We start from the raw sequence: 21,077 nt of genomic DNA, 5'->3' as shown, positions 1-21,077 counted from the left end.
GCTCGCCCGATGGTAGCATGGCGACAGGCGACCGATTCGAACGAATACAGAACACTAGGAGCAGTTTCGATGGATTTCAGAAACAGCAGCCGGGATAGCGACATGACCACTGACACGATCGAACAGACCACCGAAACTGCCGCCGTCGAGACGCCCAAGGCGCCGCGCCAGGCGCAGGACAGCCACTCCGTGCGCGCACAGATCTATCCGGTCGAGGTCGATCACAGCCGCGACGCGCTCCTGACCGAATTCGGCAAGGACACGCTGAAGGATCGCTACCTGCTGCCGGGCGAAAGCTATCAGGACCTGTTCGTCCGCGTCGCCTCGGCCTATGCCGATAACGCCGGCCACGCGCAGCGGCTGTACGACGCGATCTCGAAGCTCTGGTTCATGCCCGCCACCCCCGTTCTGTCGAACGGCGGCACCGGCCGCGGCCTGCCGATCTCCTGCTACCTCAACTCGGTCCCCGACAGCCTCGGCGGCATCGTCGACACCTGGAACGAGAATGTCTGGCTCGCCTCGCGCGGCGGCGGCATCGGCACCTATTGGGGCAATGTCCGCGGCATCGGCGAGCCGGTCGGCCTCAACGGCAAGACCAGCGGCATCATCCCGTTCGTCCGCGTCATGGATTCGCTGACGCTCGCCATCTCGCAAGGGTCCCTGCGCCGCGGTTCGGCCGCCGTGTATCTCGACGTCTCGCACCCCGAAATCGAGGAATTCCTCGAGATCCGCAAACCCTCGGGCGATTTCAACCGCAAGGCGCTGAACCTCCACCACGGCGTGCTGATCACCGACGCCTTCATGGAGGCGGTCCGCGCCGGCGACGAATGGCATCTCCGTTCGCCGAAGGACCAGGCGATCCGCGCCACCGTCGATGCGCGCTCGCTGTTCCAGAAGCTCGTCGAGACCCGCCTCCAGACCGGCGAGCCGTACATCGTCTTCGCCGATCACGTGAACAAGGCGATGCCCAAGCATCACCGCGAGCTCGGCCTCAAGGTCTCGACCTCGAACCTGTGCTCGGAAATCACGCTGCCGACCGGCAAGGATCACCTCGGCAACGAGCGGACCGCGGTCTGCTGCCTGTCGTCGATGAACCTCGAGACCTGGGATCAGTGGAAGGACGAGAAGGGCCTGATCGAGGACGTCATGCGCTTCCTCGACAACGTGCTGCAGGATTATATCGACCGCCACGAGCCCGGCATGGAACGCGCTGCCTATTCGGCGGGCCGCGAGCGTTCGGTCGGCCTCGGTGTGATGGGCTTCCACAGCTTCCTCCAGGCGCGCGGCATCGCGTTCGAGGGCGCGATGGCGAAGTCGTGGAACCTGCGCATGTTCAAGCATATCAGCAGCCAGGCGAACGAAGCCTCGATGCAGCTCGCGATCGAGCGCGGCCCCTGCCCCGACGCCGCCGACACCGGCGCGATGGAGCGGTTCAGCTGCAAGATGGCGATCGCGCCGACCGCGTCGATCTCGATCATCTGCGGCGGCACATCGGCGTGCATCGAGCCGATCCCGGCGAACATCTACACGCACAAGACGCTCTCGGGCAGCTTCTCGATCAAGAACCCGTATCTCGAAAAGCTGCTGAGCGAGAAGTCGAAGAACTCGGACGCGGTGTGGAACTCGATCCTCGAACAGGGCGGTTCGGTCCAGCATCTCGACTTCCTCTCGGTCGAGGAAAAGGACTGCTACAAGACGTCGTTCGAGATCGACCAGCGCTGGCTGCTCGAGCTCGCCGCGGACCGCACGCCCTATATCGACCAGGCGCAGTCGCTGAACCTGTTCATCCCGGCGGACGTGGAAAAGTGGGACCTGCTGATGCTCCACTTCCGCGCATGGGAGCTCGGCATCAAGTCGCTCTATTACCTCCGCTCGAAGTCGGTCCAGCGCGCCGGGTTTGCCGGTGGTGTCGAGGCCGACAACACGATCGACCTGCGCCAGATCGACGTCGAGTCGAAGGATTACGATGAGTGCCTTGCCTGCCAGTAAAGCGCCTCGCCGCGGCCTGACGCAACGAACCCCGGCCCGTGGATCACGGACCGGGGTTCGGGCAGGCTCGGCGGCACGCGTAGAGCGTACCGCCCGCGCGTCAGGCCTCTTCTTCGAACGTCACCGCCACGTCGGCGTTGGCGGACAGGCGGACCTTGCCGCCTTCGATAGCCGCGACCAGACCGAGCGAGATGAAGTGATGATGCCCTTCATGGCGGCCCTTGCCCTCGACGACCTGCGCGCCGGAATCCTTCTTGGTCAGCTTGATGCGGTCGCCCTCGACGTGATCGACGGTGCCGACATGGACGCCGTCCGCGCCGATGACTTCGGCATGTTCCTGAATCTGGGTTGCATCGACCATGGTCGTTCTCCTGTGTTGGGTACACGTGCTCAACGCCTGTGCCGGACAATCGGCGCATGACGTACGGCAGCGCTATCATGTTTGCCGTCGCAGGCGTGCTCGGTCTGGTCGGAATCGCACTTCTTTTGCGACTCCGCTCGCCCAGCATCACCGAACCGCAGACCTACGCGTTCCGCATGATCGGCATCATGCTCACCTCGGGCGCGATCGTCCTCGCGATGTCCGCCGCCGCGATGTGGCAGTGGAGCACCGAGACATGACGCACCCCACCTAATCCCACCAGTTTCCCGAATTAAAACATATTCCCCGAAAGGCTTACCCCATGTCCCTCCTTCACGCCTCCAAGCAGTACAAGCCGTTCGAATACCCCTGGGCGTTCGAGTTCTGGAAGCGCCAGCAGCAGCTCCACTGGCTCCCCGAGGAAGTGCCCTTGGGCGAGGATTGCCGCGACTGGGCGCAGAAATTGAGCGATCACGAGCGCAACCTGCTGACCCAGATCTTCCGCTTCTTCACGCAGGCCGATGTCGAGGTGCAGGATTGCTACCACGAGAAGTACGGCCGCGTGTTCAAGCCGACCGAGATCAAGATGATGCTGACCTCGTTCAGCAACATGGAGACGGTCCACATCGCCGCCTACAGCCATCTGCTCGACACGATCGGCATGCCCGAGAGCGAGTATGGCGCCTTCCTCGAATATGCCGAGATGAAGGAAAAGCATGATTACATGCAGAAGTTCACCGTCGACAATGACGAGGACATCGCCCGTACGCTCGCCATGTTCGGCGGCTTTACCGAGGGCGTCCAGCTGTTCGCGTCGTTCGCGATGCTGATGAACTTCCCGCGCTTCAACAAGATGAAGGGCATGGGCCAGATCGTCACCTGGTCGATCCGCGACGAGTCCCTGCACTGCGAGGGCATCATCAAGATGTTCCACACCTTCTGTCAGGAGCGCCAGTGCCTGACCAAGGCGGTCAAGGACGACATCGCCGACGTCTGCCAGACGACGATCCGCCTCGAGGACAATTTCATCGATCTCGCCTTCGAGATGGGCCCGGTCAACGGCATGACCCCCAAGGAGATCAAGAAGTACATCCGCTTCATCGCCGACTGGCGCATGACGCAGCTCGGCCTGAAGCCGATCTACATGATCGACGAGCACCCGCTGCCCTGGCTCGCCCCGATGCTCAACGGCGTCGAGCACGCCAACTTCTTCGAACAGCGCGCGACCGAATATTCGAAGGCCGCCACCAAGGGCCAGTGGAACGACGTCTGGGACAGCTTCGACAAGCGCCAGACCGCGAAGAAGGGCCCGATGGCTAATGTGGACATGAGCGAAGTGCGCGACATGTTCAGTGACTCGGTTGCGGCTGAATGACCAACTTGCTGCATCGAACCGCGATCGTGTACGATTTTGATGGCACACTTTCGCCAGGTTCGATGCAGCAACACAGCCTGTTGCCGGACATGGGATACGCCGACCCAAATATGTTCTGGCAAGAAGTTAAAGCACTCAATCTAGAAATAGATGGCGACGAAATTCTGACATACATGCACCTTCTCCAAAAAGTGGAAGGTGATCACATGTCAAAGGAGCGCCTTGCTTCGCATGGCGCATGCCTGCCGTATTTTGATGGTGTAGACGACTGGTTTCCCCGCATTACAGCGTACGGAAGGCTCAGAGGCCTAGAAATAGAGCATTACATTATAAGCTCTGGCCTCGAAGAGATTATTGATGGAACAACAATAAGAAAGCACTTCAAGCATATTTTCGCTTCGAAGTATGCTTATCTCGATGGCAAGCCGCTTTGGCCAGCAGCCGCCGTAAATTATACCGGAAAAACTCAATATCTTTTCCGTATAAATAAGGGTGTTCTTAACCAGTCGGACGACAAGGCCGTCAATCGCTGGATACCAATGAACGAACGCCCGATACCCTTTGAACGGATGATCTTCATAGGTGATGGCGACACCGACATTCCCGCCATGAAGATGCTCCGCTACCAACATGGTGTGCCGATTGCCGTCTTTGATCCAGACCGCTTTAAAGGACCAGATTCTGACAAGGTCTACAATCTGATCGCGGAAGATCGAGCCGACCACGTTTGTCCGGCCGATTACAGAGACAAGTCGCAGCTAGATATCACTGTAAAAGGCGTGCTGGGCCGCATGGCGCGCAATGCCGGGTATCGTCCGTAGATAGTGCACCGAGGAGTCCGACAGATGACCGTCGAAACGACCGGCTGGACCGCCACCGAGTACCTCGACAGCGACGCCGCGATCCTCGCCTATCTCGAGGCTGCCTTCGAGGACGGTGACCCCCCGTTGATCGCCGCGGCACTATCCGACGTAGCGAAGGTCCGCGGTATCGCCGAACAGCCCAAGCCCGATATCGCGCTCGACTCGGTCATTCGGACACTCAAGGCGCTCGGCCTCGAACTGACCGCCAAGGCGGCGTGATCCGAACTTCAGAGCATAACCAGAAACGAGGCGGACTTTGGCACCCCTTGAAACTCGGCATGCGCTCTCGATGCCGGTAATCTCGCTCTTCTTCGGTATCGTGATCCGGATGTACTTCGACGATCATCCGCCCCCGCATTTCCATGCCAGCTATCAGGGCTTCGAAGCCTTTGTCCGGATCGCGGACGGCAAGATCATCCGTGGCAGCCTGCCCCGCAAGGCGGAACGGATCGTACAGCAATGGGCCCTCGACCACACACCCGAACTCATGGCAAACTGGCAGCGCGGCGTAGACCTGTTGCCGCTGGAGATGATCGCCGGTGCAGACCTCGATGATTAAGCTCGTCCGCCTCACGGTCACGGAACCTGACACGCTTGAACTCGTGTTTTCCGATGGGGCAGCAGCGCAGTGGTCGGCTGCCAGCCTTATCGCTCGCGATACGGTGATGACGCGCCCGCTGACCGATCCGGCCTATTTCGCGCGCGCCTTCATCGAAGGCGGCGCACTCGCCTGGCCTAACGGCTTCGAACTATCGGCGGACGCCTTGCATCAAAAACTGAACAGCATCGGGGCGTTGATCCGCGACGCTGCCTGAAGCCGCAACCGCCAGGCGCGCGTTACGCCCTGCCCCACCCACACCAAGGCGAGCGCTTCCCCCCGCCATACTGCCGCGCGAGGCCGTGGCGGACCAGTTCCGCGCCCAGCGACTTGCCATCGCGCTCGACGAGCCGGAGTTTGCGGCCGTAGCGGTCGACGTCGCGCTTGATCGGGACCAGCTTGAAGGGGCCGGCGTTGAGGAGCGCTTGCATCTTCACCGTCGCCGCCTCCCCCAGGCGCCGCTCCCGCGCGCAACGCGGCGGGTGCGTCTCGGGGGTGTCGATGTCGGCGATGCGGATCTTGGTGCCCGCCATCCAGAAGGTGTCGCCGTCGACCATGCAGTCGATCCGCTTGGCGTGGCCGCAGATCGTGAAGCGCGCCGATACCGCCTTGCCGCCCGACAGCGCGGATGCGGCGGCAGCGGCGGTCGAGGCGGCGCTCGCGACGCTTGCAGCGGTGGCGAGGGTACCGGTGGTGGGGGCGCCGGGGGTGGCACCGGCCGCGGTGGCTGTCGCGGATGACGCCTCCGCGCTCGGAGCGTCGGTGGCCCCGCCCCAGCCGCCGGGTACGCGGAGATGTCCGGCGGGCCAAGCGATGCCGAAGCCGGTCGGCCATTCGACCTTCAGCCCCGGCGGCACGAGCGCGGACCAGTCGATCTGGCGGATCACCGGCATCATCAGCCCGAGCAGCACGCCGTAGAACACCAGGCGAAGTTGCAAAAGGACGCTCGGCGCCGGTCGGCGGGCCGATCCGCCGCGGCGCGGGGCGCCTGCACGATCGCCGCTCAGCAACCGCATGAAATCAAACACATACTCCATCGTCCCTCGCGCGTACGCGCGCGCGCGACGATGTCACCCTCGCCGCAGGGTGGGTTGCGGCAAGCGGAGTCGGAAACAAGGCGAACGCATCGTGAACATCGTGCGAGCCAAGTCCGTGACGATCGTCGGGAGAAGCAATCGCCGCGCCTTGTGAGATGCACGGGGCGAAAAGCCCGGGATTCCGTCCTGCCTCACAGTCCGACTTGCCGAGTTCGGCGCACGTACCGCTCATATCCAGTTCCGCGCCGCGACGTACGGGCTGGCCAGCAACCGCCCTTCTACGCTGGTCATGCGAGCGCCTGCACTTCCACCATGTCCCGTCTCGCCGGGAAAACGCCGGACACACGAAGGGCAGGAAATGGCCCTAGCCACTCCCCGCCCCCGTTACGCGTCCAGCTTGTACCTCTTGCGAGGCAAAGGCTTAGAAGTGCGTGATGATGCCGAGCATCGGACGGAAGCTCTGCGCGTCGCCGAAGGTGTTGACCTCGGCGCGGATGCGGAAGCCTGCGTTACCGGTGATGCCCTTCAGGCCGATGCTCTGCGGACCGACTTCGGCGCCGATGCCGTAGGTGATCGCGCTGTAGTCACGGCTGGTGTCGCCACCGTTGGTCGAGCGTGCCGAGAACTTGTCGAAGTTCACCCACTGGTAGCCGACCTTGCCGTAGATCAGGCCGCTGTCGCCAGCGCGGAAGCCGAAACGGCCTGCTGCGCCATATTCCCAATCGATGTTGCCTTCGATGCCCTTGATCACGTTGCCTTCAGCGCCGACGAAAACCGGGCCGAGCGGCACGTTCACGCCGAGCACGCCCTGGACCAGCGAGCCCGACGGACGATAGTTGTTACGCAGCGTGTTGTCGGCGTTCAGCGCCTGCGGGATGCCATGGCCGCGCTCGTTGTCGAACTGCTCCCAACCGCCCATGATGCCGAAATACGGCTCGATGCCGAATGCCTTCGAGCCGTCCGGCGCTGCTGCCTCACCGGGCTGCGCGCTGTTGTCGGTGGGGGCCGGCGCCGACATGTCCTGCGCGAAGGCGGGAACTGCGACCGTTGCAGCGGCGAGGGCGATTGCCAGGGAAAGCTTACGCATGTGAATTTGACCTTATACCGTGTTGTTGCGTGGATCGCCGACTGCACGGTGCGTCGGGTCGGTCCAGGCAAGTCGAAACAGGCCGGCGGGCACATGGTTGCACAAAAAACGTCACATTCAGGGAACTGTTCGGCTGTGTTGCGTAACAGCAACGGTTCCTGTCAGTTTGATGAACGAACCATGGCGCTTTCGGTCAGGTATGGGTCGAAATACAGCGGAAAAGTGGCAAAAAACAGTCGCCACGCGCGTTAAGGCTGTCCGTTCACAGACCGGTGAGATGCGTTGTGCGATGCAGCATGAATGGGGTTTTCGCGTCTTTTTCGCAGCCGCTGGGCAGCGCTGTTCTGGTCGGCAGGGGTCCTGTGGACCGCCTATGACATAGCCAACGACGCCCCCGAACCGCCGACGAACGCGGACTCGGGAACTGTAGCCACGCAACCAACCGATGCGGCCGGCGCAGCCTTCGACGCCCACGATCTTGCCGTGCTGGCGAACGCGGGCGGATAACGACGCGCCCAGCCGGAGCGCGTCGTACAAAGGTCAGGGTTTCAGCGCGACGTCGTCGGCATCGTCCAGGTCTTCGTCGTCGTCGATGCTGCCATCGTCGAGTTCGTCCTGAACGTCGTCCTCGTCCATGTCGTCCTCGTCCATCGTGACGGACGCGTCGGTCTCGCCGACTTCCTCCGAGTCCATCTTGGTCTCGTCGATCGACTCGTCATCGGTGTCGTCCTCGCCCAGATCGGGTTCGAGATCGGTCAGGATGATACCGTCGCTCGGCCCGTTGCGCGTGGCTTCGAGGATTTCGGCGCGCTGGCTCTCGTCATAGCCTTCTTCGTCATAGCCGTCGTCGCCCGAACCGGCACTCGGCACCTGATGTCCGCCCATGGTCACACTCCCTCGTTCCAGGACGCCCGCGTGTTGCGGGCCTACCGGATGCGAACGGTGGACGCGTGCGGTGGTTCCTTCAAGCGCGCGTGGGCGCCGTGGACGCAGGGCGGAACAACCGGCCCCGCTCGGTGACCAGGATCGCAAGGAGCGCGGCGAGCCCTGCGATCAGGAATCCGGCGACCAGCGGCACCGTCGTACCGTTGAACGCCTGCCCGATCAGCGCACCGATCACCGCGCCGACGGTCACGCTCAGGAATCCCTGCACGCTCGACGCGGTGCCGGCGATCCGGCCCATATTCTCCATCGCCATCGCCGAGAAGTTCGACGTCGCCAGCCCGAAACACCCGAGCGTCAGCGCCTGGAAGACCGCAAAGCTGACGAGCGTCTCGAACCCTATCTCGATCGCGAACAGGTGGACGAGCGACACCAGGATCAGCACCGACAGCGCGCCGTGACTGATCAACCGGGTCCCCAGCCGCATCACGATGCGCGAGTTGAGCAGGTTGCACGCCGCCATCGTCACCGAGGTCGTCGCGAAGATCAGCGCGAGCAGCGTCGGCTTTTGGAACACGTCCGCCATGATCTGCTGGATCGAATTGAGATAGCCGTACAGCGCGCCCATCAACGCGGTCGAGGCGAGCGTATAGCCGAGCGAATTGCGGTCACTCAGCGTCAGGCGCCAATCGCTCAGGATTCGCCCGGGCGTGATCGGCAGCACGTTCTCGGGCGCCAGCGTCTCGGGCATCCGCAGATAGAACCACACGAGCACGCCCAGCGTCAGCACCGCCACCGTCCAGAAGATCGCGCGCCAGTCACCGAACTGGAGCACGGTCCAGCCGAATGTCGGCGCGAGGATGGGCACGATCATGAACACCATGAACGCGATCGACATGACCCGCGCCATCGCCCGTCCATGATAGCAATCGCGGACCAGCGCGATCGTCGCCACGCGCGCCGCTGCGATCACCGCGCCGCCGAACACCCGCGCCGTCAGCAGCAGCGCGAAGCTTCCTGCGGTCGCGCACGCGACGTTGGCGATGATGTAGAGGACCAGAGACCAGAGCAGGACGGTCCGCCGCCCGAACCGATCGGCGAGCGGCCCGTGGACGAGCTGTGCGACGCCGAAGCCGATCACGAACGCCGTCACGACGAACTGGCGGCTGTTCTCGGACGCGACGCCGAGCGAGTCGCCGATCGCCGGCAGCGCGGGCAGCATCGAGTCGATCCCGAGTGCGGTGAGCGACATCAGCGAGGCGACGAGCGCGACGAATTCGACGAAGCCGATCGGCGCGCCACGCATCGCTGGCGCGTCGGAGTGTTGGTCCTGGGTCTGCATGATGCCAGCGCCTTTACCCGCTCGGGCGATCGCGCGAAACCCGCTAACCATCGCAATACGTACCGGCAGTACAGCTCGGCAGCACAGGATTGTGGATCGCGACGCACGTCTTATCTGTATTACGATACCAACACACTCGGGAGATTGCCATGTTCCGCCCCCTGATTCTCGCCACCGTCGGCGTGCTCGCCTTGTCCGGCTGCGATCGTTCGAACGAGGGGGCATCGGTGTCGATCAATGCCGATGGCGGCAACGTCCTTGGCGCGATCGACGGCGAGACCGGCGAGATGAAGATCGACGTCCCCGGCTTCCAGGGCTCGGTGAAGCTGCCGAAGATCAAGATCGATACCGGCGATTTCGATCTCAACGGCGTGCGACTCTATCCCGGCTCGTCGATCAAGACTTTGAACATCGTCGGCAACGACAACACCGGCGGGCTCCGCGTGGCCTTTGCCAGCCCCGCCACACCCGCCATCGTCCGCGACTGGTTCGCGCAACGGCTCGGCAAGGTCGGCTATCAGGTCCATCCCGAAGGCGCGAACCTGATCGGCACGACCGACGAGAACAAGCCCTTCCGCCTCGAACTCGCCCCCGACGGCACGGACAAGGCGACCGGCACGATCGTCATCAGCGGCTAACCCGGACACCCCGCCGTACCTTAACCCAGGCATTTGGCACGACACCCCCGATCCCCTATATTGGGCACAACCCCAAACCGGACACGAACCCCATGCTCGACACCCCCGCCGCCCAGGTCCCGACGCTCAGCCTCGCCACGCAGGACACCGACCCCGAAGGCTTCGCCGCCGCGTTCGGTGAATCGTTCGAGCGCTACGGCTTTGCGATCGTCGCCGATCACGGCATCCCCGCCGACCTGATCGAGCGCGCCTGGGCCGAGACGAAACTCCTGTTCGACCTGCCCGAGGACGAGAAGCGCGGCTATTTCACGCCAGGCGGCGGCGGCGCGCGCGGCTATACGCCGTTCAAGACCGAGATTGCCAAGGACGCCAAGGTCGTCGACCTGAAGGAATTCTGGCACGTCGGCCGCGAACTGCCCGAGGGCCATCGCTACTCGGACACGATGGCGCCCAACGTCTGGCCGACGCGCCCGGAGGGCTTCAAGCCGGTCTTCCTCGAACTCTTCGCCGCGTTCGATCGCGCCGGCGACAAGCTGCTCTCGGCGATCGCCCGCCATCTGAAGCTCAAGCCCGACTGGTTCGATCCGGCGGTGAGGGACGGCAATAGCATCCTCCGCCTGCTCCACTACCCGCCGATCCCCGCCGATGCGGAAGGCGTTCGTGCCGGCGCGCATGAGGATATCAACCTCATCACGCTGCTGCTCGGCGCCGAGGAAGCAGGGCTCGAACTGCTCGACCGCGCGAACGGTCGCTGGCTGTCGATCAAGCCGCCCGAGGGCGCGATGGTCGTCAACGTCGGCGACATGCTCCAGCGGCTGACCAACAACGTCCTCCCCTCGACCACCCACCGCGTCGTCAACCCGCCCCCCGAACGCCGCGGCCATTCGCGCTACTCGATGCCCTTCTTCCTGCATCCCGCGCCGGACTTCCTGATCGAGACGCTGCCGGCCACGATCACGCCCGACAACGTGAACCGCTATCCGACGCCGATTACGGCGCATGATTACCTGTACGAGCGGCTGGTCGAAATCGGCCTGATCAAGAAGTAGGAGGGCCATATCGATCCTCCCCCGTCAGGGGGAGGTGGCTGGCACTTGCCAGACGGAGGGGGAGGATAGGGGTAACCGCCGTTCCGCTTCCCTCCCCCTCCGTCACCTGCGGTGCCACCTCCCCCTGGCGGGGGAGGATTGAGATAACGGGCACGCCCAGCCCCCTGCGCTTTCCGTCTCAACCCCGGCTTCCTTCTCCACCCCGGCGGAGGCCGGGGCCCAGTTGGAAAGGTTGCAGTAACGATACGCACTGCTTCATTATCACCGTCCCCCAACTGGGCCCCGGCCTCCGCCGGGGTGGCGCCTGTGACAGGCCTGGGATAGCTCCCCCAAACGCCCCACCGCTTTTCCCACCACCTGATACCCAACAACCACGCTTCGCCCATTGGTCCGCGCCCCCGCATCCGCTAGACCGCGCGCGATGCCCCATCTCTATCTCGTCGACGGCTCCGGCTATATCTTCCGCGCCTATCACCGGCTGCCACCGCTCACCAACAAGCATGGCGAGCCGGTCGGCGCGGTCTATGGCTATACCACCATGCTGTGGAAACTCGCCGACGAGGTCCACGCGGCGGACGGCCCGACCCACATGGCGGTCATCCTCGACAAATCGTCCAAGACCTTCCGCAACGATCTCTACGACAAGTACAAGGCGCAGCGGCCGCCCCCGCCCGAGGATCTCATACCCCAGTTCCCGATGATCCGCGACGCCACGCGCGCCTTCTCGCTGCCGTGCATCGAGACCGAGGGGCTCGAGGCGGACGACATCATCGCCTGCTACTCGAAGGCGGCGCTCGCGCAGGGCTGGTCGGTCACGATCGTCTCGTCCGACAAGGATCTGATGCAGCTGATCGAGCCCGGGCTCGACATGTACGACACCATGAACAACCGCCGGCTCGGCCCCGAGCATGTCGCGGAGAAGTTTCACGGCGTCACGCCTGCGCAGCTCGGCGACGTGCTCGCCCTGATGGGCGACAGCGTCGACAACGTCCCCGGCGTCCCCGGCGTCGGACCCAAGACCGCGGCCAAGCTGATCCTCGAACACGGCGATCTCGAATCCGTGCTCGCCGCTGCCGACGGCATGAAGAAGGGCAAGCTGCGCGACAATCTGATCGAGCATGCCGAGATGGCGCGCCTGTCGAAGATACTCGTCACGCTCAAATGCGACGTGTCGCTGCCCGAGCCACTCGAAGACCTCGAGCTCAAGGGCATCCCCGACGCACCCCTGCGCGCGTTCCTGGAGCATCACGGCTTCAAGTCGCTGATCGCAAAGCTCTCCGCGGTCGCCGACGCGCCAGTCGCCGAGTCGCCCGTCGTCGCGGACATGGACGACGACGAGCCCTGCAAGCACGACGATTACGAGACCGTCGTCGACGAGGCAGCACTCGATCGCTGGATCACCGTGGCGAAACATCAGGGCTGGATCGCGATCGATACCGAGACGACCGGGATCGACGCTACGCGCGCCGATCTGGTCGGGATCAGCATGGCGCTGCATCCGAACCTCGCCTGCTACGTACCTATCGCGCATGGCGGGACGGATTTGCTCGCGGAAAACCCGGTCCAGCTCGATCGCGCACTTGTGCTCGCGAAACTCAAGCCGTTGCTCGAGGATCCGAGCATCCTGAAGATCGGCCACAACCTCAAATACGACATGATCGTACTCGGCCGCGCCTACGCGTCCACCGGTGGCGTGCAGATCGCACCGTTCGACGACACGATCGTGATGAGCTTCGATCTCGACGCTGGCCTTCACGGCCACGGCATGGACGAACTCGCGACCACGCATCTCTCGCATAGCTGCATCGCGTTCAAGGACGTGGTCGGCACCGGCAAATCGCAGCGCACCTTCAACGAAATCGATCTCAAGACGGCGACCCATTACGCTGCCGAGGACGCAGACGTGACGCTACGCCTGTGGCGCCGGTTCAAGCGCCGCCTGCCGGCCGAGGGCTCGACGCGCGTGTACGAGATGGTCGACCGCCCGCTCGTCCCCGTCATCGCGCAGATGGAGATGCACGGGATCAAGGTCGACGCCGCCAAACTGTCGAAGCTCTCGACCGAGTTCGCGAGCCAGATGGCCAGCCTCGAAACCGAGATCCACGCGCTCGCCGGCGGCCCGTTCACGATCGGCAGCCCCAAGCAATTGGGCGACGTGCTGTTTGAGAAAATGGGCATCAAGGGCGGCCGCAAGGGCAAGTCCGGCGTCTATTCGACCGACGTCACCGAACTCGAGCGGATCGCCGGCGACAAGGACTCCCCGGGTGCAGTGATCGCCCGAAAAGTCCTCGACTGGCGGCAATTGTCGAAGCTGAAATCCACCTATACCGATGCGTTGCAGGCGCAGATCAACCCGGCGACGGGCCGCGTCCATACCTCGTACAGCCTCACCGGCGCGCAAACCGGCCGCCTGTCCTCGACCGATCCGAACCTCCAGAACATTCCGATCCGCACCGAGATCGGCCGCCAGATCCGCGACGCGTTTGTGGCCGAGCCCGGCAACGTCATCCTCGCCGCCGATTACTCGCAAATCGAGCTGCGGCTCGCGGCGCACATGGCCAACGTCCCCGCGCTGAAGCAGGCGTTCGCGAACGGCGACGACATCCACAGCCTCACCGCGCAGGAGCTGTTCGGCGAGGTCAATCGCGACACGCGCGGCCGCGCCAAGACGATCAACTTCGCGATCCTCTACGGCATCTCGCGCTGGGGCCTCGCCGGCCGGCTCGATGTTTCGGCGGACGAGGCGCAGGCGATGATCGACCGCTATTTCGATCGCTTCCCCGGCATCTCGACCTACATCGTCGAAACGACGGAGAGCGTCCGCGCGACCGGCTACACCACGACCCTGTTCGGCCGAAAGACCCACTTCCCGCGCATCCGCTCGAAGATCCAGCACGAGCGCCAGGGCGCCGAACGCGCCGCGATCAACGCACCGATCCAGGGCACCAGCGCCGACATCATCAAGCGCGCGATGGTCCGCATGGGCCCGGCCTTGCTAGAAGCGGGCCTGCCGAACGTCCGCATGCTCCTCCAGGTCCACGACGAACTCGTGTTCGAATTGCCGGAAGGCGATGTCGAGGCGGCCAAGCCGGTGATCGAACGCGTCATGGCCAACGCCGCACAGCCTGCGGTAATGCTAGACGTACCGCTGGGCATCGAGATCGGCACAGGTTTCAGCTGGGGCGCAGCACATTGAGCCGGTCTTCTCCGTCATGCCGGGCTCGTTCCGGCATCCACCGTTCCGCAAACTCGCCGACCTATAGTCACGCGGAACCGTGGACCCCGGAACACGCCCGGGGTGACGGAGGCTATTGGCAGTGACCGCAGCCACGCAGGATATCGACACGCTCGCCAAGGGCGGTCGGACCAACATCGCCGGCTTTGTCCTGCGCCTTGCCGCGCGCATCCCCTTCCTGTTCATCGCCGGCCGCATCTACGGCCCTGACCTTGTCGGCCGCTTCGCGATCGCGGTCGTCGTCGTCGAACTCGCGGCGCTTCTTGCCACGCTCGGCCTCAAGCGCGGCCTGGCCCAGGCGCTCAGCAGCACCGATCGCCCCCACGCCAACGTCGTGTGGGACGCGATGGCGGTGGCATTCGTTGCCTCGCTTATCGCCAGCGCAGTGCTCTGTACGTTCCCGCAGATCATGTATCCGAACAGCGCGATCACCGGGCTCGACCGGTTCCTGCCGCTGATCATCGTCGCGATCGCCTGGTCCGACGTCAGCCTCGCGGCGCTCGCCTACCGGCTCAACGTCAAGGCCGCGGTCACCGCCCGCGCGGTCGTCGAGCCTTGGACGATCTCGATCGCCGCCTGGGCGTTCTCCTATTTCACGATCCGCGACGGCCTCGTGCTCAGCTACGTCGCATCAATGACCGCGGCGCTGATCGCGAGCCTCGTGCCGTTCGTGCGCAGCTACGGCATCCCCCGAGGCTGGTCGCCACACCTGCGCCCGCTCTACGCGCTCGCCCGCGCCAACGTGCCGCTCGCCGGTGCCGACATCCTCGAATGGGGCAGCCGCAACGTCGATCGCTTCATCCTCGGCGTGATGTTCGAGCCGAAGGTCGTCGGCATCTATTACATGGCGCAACAGGTCGCCTCCCTGCCGCAGAAGCTCAAGACCAGCTTCGACCCGATCCTCGGCCCCGTCATCACGCAGAGCCTCGCGATCAACGACCGTGCCGCCATCGCCAACCAGGTCCGCCAGGTCGCGTTCTGGATCATGGCCGCGCAGGGCGGGCTCGCGCTGATGGGCTCGATCCCCGGTGAAGCGGTGATGGGCGTGGTCGGGCCGCAGTTCGTCGCCGGCACCGCCGCGCTCGCATTCCTGCTGACCGCCGAAGTGCTCGCCTCGACCGGCGCGGTCAGCGAATCCGCGCTCGTCTACATCGCGCGCCACCGCAATCTGATGATCTCGGCAGCAATGCTCGCCTTCCAGGTCGGCCTCAGTTTCACGCTGATCTTCACGATCCGCGCGCTCGGCTATCCGGTCAATTACCAGGCAGCAGGTCCGGCAATCGCGCTGATGTTGTCGGTAGGCGTGACCTCGATCATCAAGGCCAGACTGCTCGGCCATCTGCTCGGTGCGAAGGTCTCGCCGTGGCGCTGGCCGCTGGTCTGGGCGGCCGGCGCCGCGATCCTGGTCGGCGGTGCGTTCACCGCGCTGCCCAAGCGTTACGAATGGGTCGAACTGGCCATCGGCGAACCCGCGATCGCCGCGACCTATCTCTACATATTGTGGAAATATGCGTTCGGCCCAGCCGACCGCGCGCTGTTCAGCAAGAAGCCCGAAACCGTCGAGGCCACCCTACCGCAGCCGGGAACGGCGGTCCTTTAGGGCGTCAATATGCGCGGGCGACGGCGAACTCGACCGCCTCGACCATCGCGTCCTTGGCGGCACCGTTGGCGAAGCCGCCGATCGAGTCGATCGCGCGCTGGCCATAGTGACGCGCCCTGGCAAAGGTGTCGTCGATCGCGCGGGTCGAGCGGATCAGGCGGACAGCCTGTTGCAGGTCGGCATCGCTGTCGCGGCGGCCTTCGACCGCATCCTTCCAGAACGCGCGATCCTCGGCCGAGCCGCGCGCATAGGCGAGGATCACCGGGAGCGTCATCTTGCCCTCGCGGAAATCGTCGCCGGCATCCTTGCCCATCGTGTCGGCGTCGGAGACATAGTCGATCGCGTCGTCGACCAGCTGGAACGCGATGCCGAGGTTGCGGCCATACGCGTCGAGCGCGGCTTCCTCGGCTTCGGGTCGATCGGCGACGACCGCCGAAATCCGGCAGGCGGCGGCGAACAGCGCGGCGGTCTTCGCGCCGATGATGTCGAGATAGCGCTCCTCACCGAGATCGACGCGGCGGGCGGCGGTAAGCTGGTTGACCTCGCCCTCGGCGATCACCGCGCTGGTCGACGACAGGATCTTCAGCGCCTTGAGGCTGCCCGCCTCGACCATCAGTTCGAAGCTGCGGCTGAACAGGAAATCGCCGACCAGCACGCTCGCCGGGTTACCCCAGATGATGTTGGCGGTGCGATTTCCCCGGCGCAGGTCCGAGCCGTCGACGACGTCGTCGTGGAGCAGCGTCGCAGTGTGGATGAACTCGACCGCCGCGGCGAGCAGGTGATGCTGCGTGCCGGCATAATCGATCAGCTGCGCGCTCGCGAGCGTCAGCATCGGCCGCATCCGCTTGCCGCCGCCCGCGATCAGGTGACCGGCGAGTTCGGGGATCAGCGGGATCTCGGACTGCATGCGGCCGCGGATGACCGCATTGACCTGATCCATGTCGCCAGTGACGAGCTTGACCATCGGGTCCAGCGAGGGCTGGGACTCGGGATTGGGACGTACGGTTTCGAGGCGGTGGACGGTGGCGCTCATCTTCCCGAGCCTCTGACGCCTATGCCCCTGCAAAGCAACCCTTGCCGACCCTCGGCGTGCCCCGACTCGCCCCAGTCTGCCTTGCGACACCTTGCCGATCCGGCCGCGTCCTCGCAAAAGGCGCCCCGAACCAAGGAAAGGGCACGTAGAGTGGCTGACGACCTGTTGACCGGATACCGCCAGAGCATCGACAATATCGATGCGGCGCTGATCCACATGCTCGCCGAACGCTTCAAGGTGACCCAGGCGGTCGGCCGGCACAAGGCGACGCACGGCCTGCCCCCGGCCGATCCCGGCCGCGAGGAACGCCAGATCGCCCGGTTGCGGCATCTCGCCGCGGAGGCTCAGCTCGATCCGGAATTTTCCGAGAAGTTCCTGCGCTTCATCATCGACGAGGTGATCCGTCACCACGAGCGTCTGGCACACGAGCCGGGCTGAGGACGAGAAAATCCGCATCGCTCCCCGCCCTTTCGGAGAGGGGAGCGATGCGTGAAGAAAACGTCATTTCGGCTCCACCTGTCGATCATCCGCCTGGGTGCAACCGGTTGCGAATGACGTGGCCCTCCCGATTCCTGCTCGTGCTAGTGCTGCTCGCGATCGGCGCCACCGGCTTCATGGGCTGGCTCGGCTATTTCGGCGGGCCGCTGTTCGTCGATGTCCCCGCCATCACGACGCCGAGCAAACCCCAGCGCCGGTTCGCCGCCGTCCTGCTGACCGGCGATCTCGGTTACAAGATCGGCATGGCACCCCAGATCGCCCGACGGCTCGCGGCGGACGGCGTGCCGGTCGTCGCCGTCAACATGCTCAGCTACATGCGCAAGACCCGGACGCCAGCGGACATCACGGTCCTGATCGCCCGCGCCGAACAACGGGCGCTGCGGCTCGGCCAGGCCGACCGGGTCGTGCTGATCGGCCAGTCCTTCGGCGCGGACATGCTGCATGTCGGGCTGGTCGGGCTGCCCGCCGATCTGCGCCGGAAGATCGCCCGGGTCGCGCTGATCGTGCCCGAGAACACCGTCCAGTTCCGTGCCTCCCCCAGCGAAGTGTTCGATTACTGGACGCCGACGACCGATGCGCTGCCTACGGCGCGCCGGCTCACCTGGGCAGCGCTGCTCTGCGTGCAGGGTGTCGAAGAGGCGGAGAGCCTGTGTCCGTTACTGACCCAAGCCAATGCGCGGCGAGTCGCCTTGCCAGGCGGGCACCCGCTTCACCGCGACGCCGATGCGCTCTACGACGTGCTGTCGCGGTTCGTATTCGCGGATTGAGGATCGACCGATGGTTGCTGCAGTGTTGGCGCCCGCGATAATCGCGGGGAGTCCCCTTCCCGCGCCCGCGGTGGAAGGCGTCCGGCATGATCCGAAGAATAGCGTCGCGGTGAAGGGTGATCTGATCCTATGCCCGACCAAGACATGGCGGCACGGTTGACGCGCGCGAACCGGATCCGCGTTTGGATCGTGCATCGCCGCGGCACGCTGATCGCGCTGGCCGTACTGCTCGTCGCGGTGCTTGGCTTCGCGGCGATCCACAAGCTGACCGCCGAGATCCGCCTGTCGGAGGTCCGCGCGGCGTTCGCGGCGCTTGGCTGGCCCGAATTGTCCGCATCGATCGCGCTGACGGTCGTCAGCTATATCGCGCTCACCTTCTACGACACGATCGCGCTCCGGGTCATCGGGCACCCTCTGCCGTGGCGCACTGCGGCGGTCGCCTCGTTCACGAGCTACACGATCAGCCACAATCTCGGCCTCGCGATGCTGACCGGCGGGTCGGCGCGCTACCGCGTCTACAGCCGCGCCGGGCTCGACGAGGCGGCGGTGGCCCGCGTCGTGCTGATCGCGGGCGTGACGTTCTGGGCGGGGGTGATCACCGTCGCCTGCCTGTCGATGGCGATCCATCCGGGGATGCTGCCGATCGTGAAATGGACGATGCCGCCGTTGCTGGAGCGCGCGATCGGGATCGGCATCCCGCTGGCGATGCTGGCGATCGTGCTGTGCTATCGGCAGGGCGGATCGATCGGACTGCTTGGCTGGCGGCTGCCCTTGCCCAACGCGCGGCAGGCACTGGCGCTGGTGCTGGTGTCGACGGTCGACTTGGCGGCGGCGAGTGCGGCGCTGTTCGTGCTGCTGCCGAACGCGTCGCCCGATCTCTATCCGGTGCTGTTCCTCGGCTATGCGGTGGCGATCGTCGTGGCGCTGATCAGCCACGTACCAGGCGGCCTCGGCGTGTTCGAGGCGGTGATCATCGCGACGATGCCGCAGGACAACGCGACCATCCTCGCCGCCCTGCTCGCCTACCGAATCATCTATTACGTCGCGCCGCTGATCCTGGCGGCGGTGCTGCTCGCGTTCCACGAGGGCCGGCAATGGCGCAAGCGCCCTCGCACGCCGGATCAGGCGCGCGGCGGCCCCGATCCGCTCGCGATCGCGCTGCCGCTCGCGCCTTTGCTGCTCGGCGTGCTCGTGTTCATGAGCGGTGCGATGCTGCTTGTCTCGGGCGCGCTGCCCGCTGCGCCCGGCCGGATGGACGCGCTGGCGATGATCCTGCCGCTGCCGATCAGCGAAATGGCGCATGTCGCGGCCAGCCTCGTCGGCGTCATGCTGCTGTTCGTTGCGTTGGGGCTGTACCGGCGACTCGACGGCGCGTTCTGGGCAGCGCGGCTGCTGCTGGTCGCGGGCGCGCTGCTGTCGATCGCCAAGGGCCTCGATTACGAGGAGGCGGCCGTCCTGCTGCTGACCGCCGCGGCGCTGCAATGGACGCGCGGTGCGTTCTACCGGCGGACGCGGCTGACCGCCGAGCCGCTGTCGCCCGAATGGCTGGTCGGCGTCGGCGCCGCGATCGGCCTGTCGGTGCTGATCGGCTTCTTCGCGTACCACCGCGTCGGCTATTCGAGCGATCTGTGGTGGCGGTTCGAGACCGACGCCAACGCCTCGCGCTTCCTGCGCACGAGTCTCGCGGTCGGCCTGCTGCTGATCGGCGCGGCGATCTGGCGGCTGTTCGCGGCGGCGCCCGTGCCGATGGTGCACGACGTGCTGCCCGACGACGTCGCCAAGGCTGCGCTCGCACACGCCGACCGGACCGACGCCATGCTCGCCTTCACCGGTGACAAGCGCTTCCTGGTGTCGGACAGCCGCGATGCGTTCCTGATGTATCAGGTCAAGGGCGCGAGCTGGATCGTGATCGGCGACCCCGTCGGCCCGGCCGAGGCGTGGTCCGAACTGCTCTGGGCGATCCGCGCGCGCGCCGATGCCGCGCAAGGAAGGCTGCTGCTGTACCAGATCGGCCTGCGGATCGTGCCGATCGCGATCGAGATGGGGCTGAAGCTCGTCAAATACGGCGAGGAGGCGACCGTCGAGCTGGGCGGCTTCACGCTCGAGACTCCCGACATGCGCAGCGTCCGCAAGGCGAGCCGCGTCGCCGAACGCGCCGGCGCCGCGTTCGCGGTCGTGCCCGCCGCCGAGATGCCCGCGATCATCCCCGAATTGCAGGCGATCTCCGACTGGTGGCTGGCCGACAAGGCGCACACCGAAAAGAGCTTCAGCGTCGGCCGGTTCGAACCCGGCTACCTGACCAAGTTCGACTGCGCGGTGGTGCGGATCGAGGGACGGATCGTCGCCTTCGCCAATATCTGGGCGACGCCGAACGGCCAGGAGCTGTCGGTCGACCTGATGCGCCACGCGGAATCGATGCCGCAGGGGGGGATGGATTTCCTGTTCACGCGGCTGATGCTGTGGGGGCACGAGCATGGCTATCGCAATTTCTCGCTCGGGATGGCGCCGTTGTCGGGGATCGAGGCACGGCGGCTGTCGCCGGCCTGGTCGAAGGTCGCGGCGTTCCTGTTCCGCCACGGCGAGCGCTTCTATGGGTTTGCCGGGCTGCGCGCGTACAAGGAGAAGTTCCGGCCGAACTGGACGCCGCGCTACATCGCCTCGCCGGGCGGCACGTCGCTGTTGCGCGGGCTCATCGATTTGCAGGCTTTGGTGAGCCGGTAAGG

At 65.1% G+C, this 21,077-nt stretch carries 21 protein-coding genes; 15 read left to right on the top strand and 6 right to left on the bottom strand.

The window, feature by feature from the left end; all coding sequences use genetic code 11:
- Nucleotides 1–69 precede the first annotated feature (69 nt).
- Nucleotides 70–1,989: a ribonucleoside-diphosphate reductase subunit alpha gene (locus EQZ23_RS14940; RefSeq protein ID WP_128455211.1), complete on the top strand. Its 1,920-nt coding sequence runs from the start codon at nucleotides 70–72 to the stop codon at nucleotides 1,987–1,989.
- Nucleotides 1,990–2,089: 100 nt separating this feature from the next.
- Here the strand turns inward: EQZ23_RS14940 and EQZ23_RS14935 are convergent, their stop codons facing one another.
- Nucleotides 2,090–2,350, bottom strand: coding sequence for a DUF2171 domain-containing protein (locus tag EQZ23_RS14935; RefSeq protein ID WP_128455210.1), 261 nt, complete (start codon nucleotides 2,348–2,350; stop codon nucleotides 2,090–2,092).
- A gap of 77 nt (nucleotides 2,351–2,427) precedes the next feature.
- Between EQZ23_RS14935 and EQZ23_RS14930 the strand changes: the two genes are divergently transcribed.
- From EQZ23_RS14930 to EQZ23_RS14905, 6 genes are all read left to right on the top strand, one after another.
- Nucleotides 2,428–2,610: a hypothetical protein gene (locus EQZ23_RS14930; RefSeq protein WP_240663598.1), complete on the top strand. Its 183-nt coding sequence runs from the start codon at nucleotides 2,428–2,430 to the stop codon at nucleotides 2,608–2,610.
- A gap of 62 nt (nucleotides 2,611–2,672) precedes the next feature.
- Nucleotides 2,673–3,725: a ribonucleotide-diphosphate reductase subunit beta gene (locus EQZ23_RS14925; RefSeq protein ID WP_128455208.1), complete on the top strand. Its 1,053-nt coding sequence runs from the start codon at nucleotides 2,673–2,675 to the stop codon at nucleotides 3,723–3,725.
- Nucleotides 3,722–4,546 (top strand): HAD family hydrolase, encoded by an 825-nt coding sequence (locus EQZ23_RS14920; RefSeq protein WP_128455207.1) that lies wholly within the window; start codon nucleotides 3,722–3,724, stop codon nucleotides 4,544–4,546. The genes EQZ23_RS14925 and EQZ23_RS14920 overlap by 4 nt, the downstream gene beginning before the upstream one ends.
- A gap of 24 nt (nucleotides 4,547–4,570) precedes the next feature.
- Nucleotides 4,571–4,807 carry a transcriptional regulator gene (locus tag EQZ23_RS14915; protein ID WP_128455206.1) on the top strand — a complete coding sequence of 79 codons (237 nt, stop codon included), beginning with the start codon at nucleotides 4,571–4,573 and terminating at the stop codon, nucleotides 4,805–4,807.
- A gap of 70 nt (nucleotides 4,808–4,877) precedes the next feature.
- On the top strand, nucleotides 4,878–5,147 hold the full coding sequence (locus EQZ23_RS14910) for a DUF4160 domain-containing protein (RefSeq protein ID WP_056412170.1): 270 nt from the start codon (nucleotides 4,878–4,880) through the stop codon (nucleotides 5,145–5,147).
- Entirely contained in the window at nucleotides 5,140–5,403 is a 264-nt protein-coding gene (locus EQZ23_RS14905; RefSeq protein WP_128455205.1) for a DUF2442 domain-containing protein, read from the top strand. Before EQZ23_RS14910 ends, EQZ23_RS14905 begins: the two co-directional genes overlap by 8 nt.
- A 22-nt stretch (nucleotides 5,404–5,425) precedes the next feature.
- On the opposite strand, the gene EQZ23_RS20050 is transcribed toward EQZ23_RS14905, so the two are convergent.
- Both EQZ23_RS20050 and EQZ23_RS14895 read right to left on the bottom strand, forming a co-directional pair.
- Nucleotides 5,426–6,214, bottom strand: coding sequence for a thermonuclease family protein (locus tag EQZ23_RS20050; protein WP_240663597.1), 789 nt, complete (start codon nucleotides 6,212–6,214; stop codon nucleotides 5,426–5,428).
- Between the two features lie 430 nt (nucleotides 6,215–6,644).
- Nucleotides 6,645–7,310, bottom strand: coding sequence for an opacity protein (locus EQZ23_RS14895; protein ID WP_128455204.1), 666 nt, complete (start codon nucleotides 7,308–7,310; stop codon nucleotides 6,645–6,647).
- A 300-nt stretch (nucleotides 7,311–7,610) separates the two neighbouring features.
- Between EQZ23_RS14895 and EQZ23_RS14890 the strand changes: the two genes are divergently transcribed.
- Nucleotides 7,611–7,817 carry a hypothetical protein gene (locus EQZ23_RS14890; protein WP_128455203.1) on the top strand — a complete coding sequence of 69 codons (207 nt, stop codon included), beginning with the start codon at nucleotides 7,611–7,613 and terminating at the stop codon, nucleotides 7,815–7,817.
- A gap of 33 nt (nucleotides 7,818–7,850) precedes the next feature.
- Here the strand turns inward: EQZ23_RS14890 and EQZ23_RS14885 are convergent, their stop codons facing one another.
- Both EQZ23_RS14885 and EQZ23_RS14880 read right to left on the bottom strand, forming a co-directional pair.
- Nucleotides 7,851–8,195 carry a DNA primase gene (locus EQZ23_RS14885; protein WP_128455202.1) on the bottom strand — a complete coding sequence of 115 codons (345 nt, stop codon included), beginning with the start codon at nucleotides 8,193–8,195 and terminating at the stop codon, nucleotides 7,851–7,853.
- A 79-nt stretch (nucleotides 8,196–8,274) separates the two neighbouring features.
- Nucleotides 8,275–9,534, bottom strand: a complete 1,260-nt coding sequence (locus EQZ23_RS14880; RefSeq protein WP_128455201.1) for a multidrug effflux MFS transporter — start codon at nucleotides 9,532–9,534, stop codon at nucleotides 8,275–8,277.
- Between the two features lie 149 nt (nucleotides 9,535–9,683).
- Here EQZ23_RS14880 and EQZ23_RS14875 point away from each other — a divergent pair, with 149 nt between their 5' ends.
- The 4 genes from EQZ23_RS14875 (at nucleotide 9,684) to EQZ23_RS14860 (ending at nucleotide 16,056) form a co-directional block, all read left to right on the top strand.
- Entirely contained in the window at nucleotides 9,684–10,172 is a 489-nt protein-coding gene (locus tag EQZ23_RS14875; RefSeq protein ID WP_128455200.1) for a hypothetical protein, read from the top strand.
- 92 nt (nucleotides 10,173–10,264) lie between these two features.
- Complete coding sequence (locus EQZ23_RS14870; RefSeq protein ID WP_128455199.1) at nucleotides 10,265–11,221, top strand: 2-oxoglutarate and iron-dependent oxygenase domain-containing protein; 957 nt, start codon at nucleotides 10,265–10,267, stop codon at nucleotides 11,219–11,221.
- 421 nt (nucleotides 11,222–11,642) lie between these two features.
- The gene (gene polA, locus EQZ23_RS14865; RefSeq protein ID WP_128455198.1) at nucleotides 11,643–14,417 is read left to right on the top strand and encodes a DNA polymerase I; all 2,775 of its coding nucleotides are present in this window, start codon (nucleotides 11,643–11,645) and stop codon (nucleotides 14,415–14,417) included.
- A gap of 115 nt (nucleotides 14,418–14,532) precedes the next feature.
- The gene (locus EQZ23_RS14860) at nucleotides 14,533–16,056 is read left to right on the top strand and encodes an oligosaccharide flippase family protein (RefSeq protein ID WP_128455197.1); all 1,524 of its coding nucleotides are present in this window, start codon (nucleotides 14,533–14,535) and stop codon (nucleotides 16,054–16,056) included.
- Between the two features lie 4 nt (nucleotides 16,057–16,060).
- Here EQZ23_RS14860 and EQZ23_RS14855 read toward each other — a convergent pair whose 3' ends face one another.
- Complete coding sequence (locus tag EQZ23_RS14855) at nucleotides 16,061–17,089, bottom strand: polyprenyl synthetase family protein (RefSeq protein ID WP_128455196.1); 1,029 nt, start codon at nucleotides 17,087–17,089, stop codon at nucleotides 16,061–16,063.
- Between the two features lie 150 nt (nucleotides 17,090–17,239).
- On the opposite strand from EQZ23_RS14855, the gene EQZ23_RS14850 reads away from it, so the two are divergent.
- The 3 genes from EQZ23_RS14850 (at nucleotide 17,240) to mprF (ending at nucleotide 21,075) form a co-directional block, all read left to right on the top strand.
- Nucleotides 17,240–17,527, top strand: a complete 288-nt coding sequence (locus tag EQZ23_RS14850; protein ID WP_240663596.1) for a chorismate mutase — start codon at nucleotides 17,240–17,242, stop codon at nucleotides 17,525–17,527.
- Between the two features lie 113 nt (nucleotides 17,528–17,640).
- Nucleotides 17,641–18,354 carry an AcvB/VirJ family lysyl-phosphatidylglycerol hydrolase gene (locus EQZ23_RS14845; protein WP_128455194.1) on the top strand — a complete coding sequence of 238 codons (714 nt, stop codon included), beginning with the start codon at nucleotides 17,641–17,643 and terminating at the stop codon, nucleotides 18,352–18,354.
- 129 nt (nucleotides 18,355–18,483) lie between these two features.
- Nucleotides 18,484–21,075 (top strand): bifunctional lysylphosphatidylglycerol flippase/synthetase MprF, encoded by a 2,592-nt coding sequence (gene mprF / locus EQZ23_RS14840; RefSeq protein WP_240663595.1) that lies wholly within the window; start codon nucleotides 18,484–18,486, stop codon nucleotides 21,073–21,075.
- Nucleotides 21,076–21,077 lie beyond the last annotated feature (2 nt).

The sequence above is a fragment of the Sphingomonas sp. UV9 genome (genome assembly GCF_004101245.1).
Classification (GTDB): Bacteria; Pseudomonadota; Alphaproteobacteria; order Sphingomonadales; family Sphingomonadaceae; genus Sphingomonas.
Note: the sequence above shows the minus strand (reverse complement) of the source record. Positions and strands in the feature narration are given on the sequence as shown.